The sequence below is a fragment of the Okeania sp. genome, from assembly GCF_983059655.1.
Map to the genome: position 1 here is coordinate 1 of NZ_CEZPJD010000382.1, position 5204 is coordinate 5204.

At 36.9% G+C, this 5204-nt stretch carries 4 protein-coding genes; 3 read left to right on the top strand and 1 reads right to left on the bottom strand.

Translation table 11 applies throughout. The features are described from left to right. Positions 1–234: 234 nt before the first annotated feature. Positions 235–2382 carry a DUF4347 domain-containing protein gene (locus tag AC3DU7_RS19805; protein WP_488041030.1) on the bottom strand — a complete coding sequence of 716 codons (2148 nt, stop codon included), beginning with the start codon at positions 2380–2382 and terminating at the stop codon, positions 235–237. A 683-nt stretch (positions 2383–3065) separates the two neighbouring features. Here AC3DU7_RS19805 and AC3DU7_RS19810 point away from each other — a divergent pair. The 3 genes from AC3DU7_RS19810 to AC3DU7_RS19820 all read left to right on the top strand — a co-directional run bounded on the left by AC3DU7_RS19810 (position 3066) and on the right by AC3DU7_RS19820 (position 5165). Beyond that, entirely contained in the window at positions 3066–3413 is a 348-nt protein-coding gene (locus AC3DU7_RS19810; RefSeq protein WP_287276254.1) for a carboxymuconolactone decarboxylase family protein, read from the top strand. 305 nt (positions 3414–3718) lie between these two features. Then, entirely contained in the window at positions 3719–4285 is a 567-nt protein-coding gene (locus AC3DU7_RS19815; RefSeq protein ID WP_488041031.1) for a hypothetical protein, read from the top strand. A gap of 280 nt (positions 4286–4565) precedes the next feature. Further along, positions 4566–5165, top strand: a complete 600-nt coding sequence (locus AC3DU7_RS19820; RefSeq protein WP_488041032.1) for a DJ-1/PfpI family protein — start codon at positions 4566–4568, stop codon at positions 5163–5165. The last annotated feature ends 39 nt before the right edge of the window (positions 5166–5204 follow it).

Consider the following 5204-nt stretch of genomic DNA (forward strand, 5'->3'; position numbering starts at 1 on the left):
CTCCCTACTCCCTTACTTTCATAGCTAATGGGATAATTTTTTATTTGGAAGTCCCCTAAATTCTGACCAAAAAAGAAGGTCTCAAGCCTCCCCTTTCAAGGGGATGAAAAAAATAAAGTTCAATATTTCAAGCCTCTGACTTCAGGCAGAGGTACTGATAACTGATAACTGATAACTGATAACTGAAATGACTCCTACCCCTACTAATAAGACTTTTTCAGCAAACCCTAACGATTAATTAATTACCACAAAATCATCAGCATTAATTGAAGTAGGTGAAACCATAGATAAAGAAGCCAATAATTCTCCCGTTGCAGCAACTTGAATTAAAGTATTATTTTGACTTGCCACTGAAGTTAAATCTTCACTTGTACCAGGTAAAATGTTGAGGTCATCAAAAGTTAATCCACCTGATAAAGCCAATAAATCAAAACCATCTTCAAAGAAAATTAAATCCACACCAGCACCCGAAGTTAAGAGATAATTATCATTACCACTAAGTCCTGCTAGAGTATCGTTACCCAAACCCCCATCTAGAAAATCATTACCATAACTACCTACTAAAATATCGTCCCCATCACCACCAAGTAAATTATTATTAGTCGCTAATACTTGTCCCCTAATTTCACCATCTGGAAAAGCATTAGTATGAACTTGAATATATAAACCATTTCTGAGTAATTCTTCGGTACTGGTTGAAACAAACTTTGTACTCATGGGATTACTTTGCTCTGACAAAGAAGCATCTGTGTCATCCCATATCCCTGTAAGAATTTCCTGTTCATAATCAACAATCAAATCTGCGTCATCCTCGCTCGGAAGACCAAAAATATTCAAACGATGAGGCCCAGAAGCACCAATATCACCTTGATGAAGATGTATTTTTGTTACATCTTGAGGTTCAGTCCGCTGTGCCGGATCTGCTAATAAGTTCAGACCTTCAAGATCGATAGAATAACCCACTGCTGTTTGAGTCTCATCCAAGGTAAGGAATGCCTCTCCAGTAGCAAAGGAAGGAACACCATTTTGACTTCCATCTAATTGAGCTTGAAAAGAGCGAATACCTTCATTTGGACTAAGTTGACCCCGCAGTTCTCCATTTGGATTATTAACAGTATGAATATTAATACGGTAATCACCTGCTAAATAGGCAGGAATTTCAGCATTTGTCAAAACTAACGAGCCACTAAAGCTTCCAGATCCATCACCATTATCAACAACCGTGAGGTTACGGACAACAGAATCTGTTAACTCCGAACGTCCCCAGTCTAGACTGATGGCACTGGGAAGATTTCCATCTCGATCTACTTCTCCCAGTGTGAGTAGAGGGCTACTTAAATTACTAAATGTTCCTTCAATATCTAACTGATTAGCTGATGTGGTAAAACCAACAAATGTCAAAGCTCCAGTTGCCGTTGTTCCGGTAACTCCTGTGGGGGGTGTGAGGGATATAGTTTTCTCATCTGCATAATCATCTAAACTCCCGGCAAACAGAATATCTTCTCCTAAACCACCGTATATATTATCATTGCCCACCCCTCCAACTAGGGTATCATTACCAGCATTTCCACTTACTATGTCGTTGCCTGGATCGCCAGAAAGGATATCATCACCATCAAAGCCATATACAGCATCATCATCAGGACCACCATAGGCAATATCACTTCCTTCATTGCCATAGATTACATCATTACCAGCATTTCCTGAAAGTAGGTCGGTGTTTCCCAAGCCTTCAAGAGTATCATCTCCATCTAGAGCTAATATGTCATCTGGATTTTCTGTCCCGATTAAATAATCATTCCCAAAAGTGCCAAATTGGTCTAAGTAAAAACCATGTAAAATCCCAGTATATTCCTTGAGAGCTTGAGGAGAAAAAGCCGGTCTAGGCACAAAATTCCCAATTTTAGTTTCTAAGTCCCATGTTCCACCTTTGGACGCGTTGCCGATGGGATATTGAGACGCTGCAATGTGGGCATTAGTTAATTGTTGTAAAAGTGAAAGAAATTGACTAGATGGATCTGCTGCAACATCACAAGCATAGAGAAGAATTTCACTTACTCCCCATTGTTTGAGGGATTGACGATAACTCAAAATATTGTCTTGATTTATCGGAGTTTTCCCTAAAAATAAGGTTCCAGGATTACCATGACAAACTATATGAAGACTGTGGGTAGGAAGATCGGATATTGCTTGAGTAATTTGTTCAATACCATCGATATCGGGAGCTACTAGAATTACTTTGGCTTGTTGGTTTACTCCTTTGAGCAAGCGGTCGTAATCTTCAACCCGCTGGTCTATGGCAATCAGTGTTTTTGGGGAGCGATCGCTTGACCATTGATTTTCTAAGTATAAATAATGATTGTCATTTTTAAGATTAGTCATAATTTTCTCAAAGGTTGATTTGACAGCTTTACATATTTAATGAATGACACCGCTTGTAGAAGGATTCTATTGCAGTGCCTCTACCAAAACTATTATTAATATTAACAAACTAAGTATATACAAATTTTATCACATAGGTTATAATAAACACCTTTATGTAAAACCTGATTACAGTTAATCTCATTCTCATCAACTTAGAAAAGCTTAACAATACTTAAATGCTTGTAATTGAGTAATCATAAAAAATGACTAAAGTGATTTAGATCATTGTTAATTTAGATCGCTAAGTAACATTTTAAAACATTAAATCAGAAAATATAAGCCTGTTGTAGTTAAAAAAATCATAAAATCAATTTAATTAATGAATTAATGTAAGTTAAGGTGATAACCTAGTAATAGAAAAAATGTTTCGCGCAAATATAATAGATTTGTCTCACATTTGAACAGCAAATAAAATTGGTCAAGAATGTGGACAATGATATTATTTAGTACCTTGAGCAAGTGGCCGTCATCTGCTCTGACAAAGGTCGATATCTTACTCACAAATTAGATGTTAAACTGTGTAACAGAGCGATTATTCTAGGTAATGCTAACGTGATATTGCTCTAGAACGCTGACACAAACGCAGTCTTGAAACAAATATCCAAAACCATAGCAAATTGGAAAAATTAAGCAGATAAACTATGGAATACAAAAATGCAGTCCTAGATGACAAAGCGCTGCAAGAAGGCTTAAATGGGATTAACCCCAAATTTGGAGACTTTTGTACTCGTGTAGCAGGTGAAGCATGGGGTCTACCACTCATAGACCAAAAAACCAAGGCTCTGATTACAATAGCAATTGATGTAGTCAATCAAGATCATGTAGGTCCGGGAAACCCTTTTGGCGCTCATGTTAATATGGCAATGCAACAGGGAGCTACCCGTGAAGAAATAGAGGAGTTGCTATTATTCACCTGTGTTTATGCAGGATTTAATAAAGCAGCAGGTTGCTTCGGCGCTCTGAATGAAATTTTAGGCCCGTCCGCATAATCTTGAAAAAGGCAGCTATGCTATTTGCGTAGCATTCCGCACCTAAAGGTATCTGTGTCTACAAACCCAAATAATTTTCAGCACCGTAAGTGACGGTGGGTAATTAAACCTGCCACAGAAAAGATAAATATCGTTAATCGCGATCGGGGGTAAATATTGTAGACAAAATAATTTACTAACATCTTCAAAATTGAAGAAGGCACAATTCTATTAACTACAAAAAGATGTGGTTTCTTTAACCATCGCTCACGTCGCCGAGCAATTTTGTTTCAACCAATGAAAAAAAAACTACAAATCTAGATATTATGAGCAAGCGCACAAGTTACTACAAAGACCTAACAGCAGATTATTCTCGAGCTATTCCGGTAGCTGCTGATGTAGCCACAAAAATGATTGCCGAGGCAGAAAAAATCATTGCTATGAAAGAAGCAACATTACCAGAGATAACTGCTGACTACACATTAGAACAAATAGAGAAAGAAAATAAAGAGTGGTGGCCTACTCATTGTGAAGCTTTGAGACAAGGACGCGGTGATATTTTAACTGCTGAATATCGAGAAGATTTAGTTTATTTGTGCCAAGATGGACCTTATTCTGGTCTAGAGGAACAAAAAGAAAGGGAACAACATTGGTGGGCATTGATTTCTCAACCAGGAGTTATTATGTGCTGGCCTATTGTGATGTTTTCTGGAGAACATACATTCTTCGAGTGGAAAAGTGTGGATCTCGAAACCAACGAAACCATTGCCAAGGGAAATGTGACTTGGGTACGTCGTGGTCACAGAGGTGGTTGTTACTTAAAGACTGAGCAATTAACATTCTATCGTGATGTATTTGCAGCAGCAGAACTTCTGAAGTTGATTACTACATAAGAGAAAAAATTAGATAGTTAAACTGAAGGGAGTTGATAATAATTTTCATCTCCCTATTAGACATCTCCAGAAAATAGGGAGCAGCTAACAGGGAAGAATAATTGATAATTTATGGATAATAGTTGATTTTATTTTGAATTTTTGGAGATGTCTATTAACTATTTTTTTGTCGAACAAAGTATTAAATTTCAGAGGATATCTGAAAATTTTTTTGATACTGACTCTCAAATATATTTTTTGACAGCAATAAATATTAGAGTAAAAAAAGGAGTAAAAAAGAATGGCTACTGCAACAAAAGGTAAAATTGGAGTCTTAATAGAAGACCATTTTGACCCTACAGAATATCTGAAATTTAATGAATTTTTCCCTCAAAAAGGCTATGAAGTAGAATATATTACTCATTTATGGGGTAATAAAGAATTACATTTTGGCTCTAACCCAGAAAATAATATTGTTGAAGAACAAGTTACTGTTTCTACAGAAGTTAATGATGTCAAACCCTCAGACTATAAAGGCATAATTTGTATTGGTGCTTATGCAATGGACAGATTGAGGTATCAGGTAAATCCTAAAAAAGGAGAACCAAACCAAGCACCAGCAGTAGCATTTCTTCGCAAAGCTGTCAATACCGAAAATGTCAAATTAGGAGCAATTTGCCATAGTCTATGGCTATTTTGTGCCGATAATGAAATGATTAAAAATAAAAAAGTCACCTGTGCTCACAATATTATTTGTGATGTAGAAAATGCTGGAGCAGATGTGATATTTGATGGAGATCAAACAGCAGATTTAGTTATGGATGGAAACTTAATCACAGCCAAACATCCAGGTGTAACAGATGAATTTATGGAAAAATTTGTAGAAGCGATCGAAGCTTAGGAGAGTAGGGGAGTGGGGGGAGTAGGGGAGTGAGGGAGT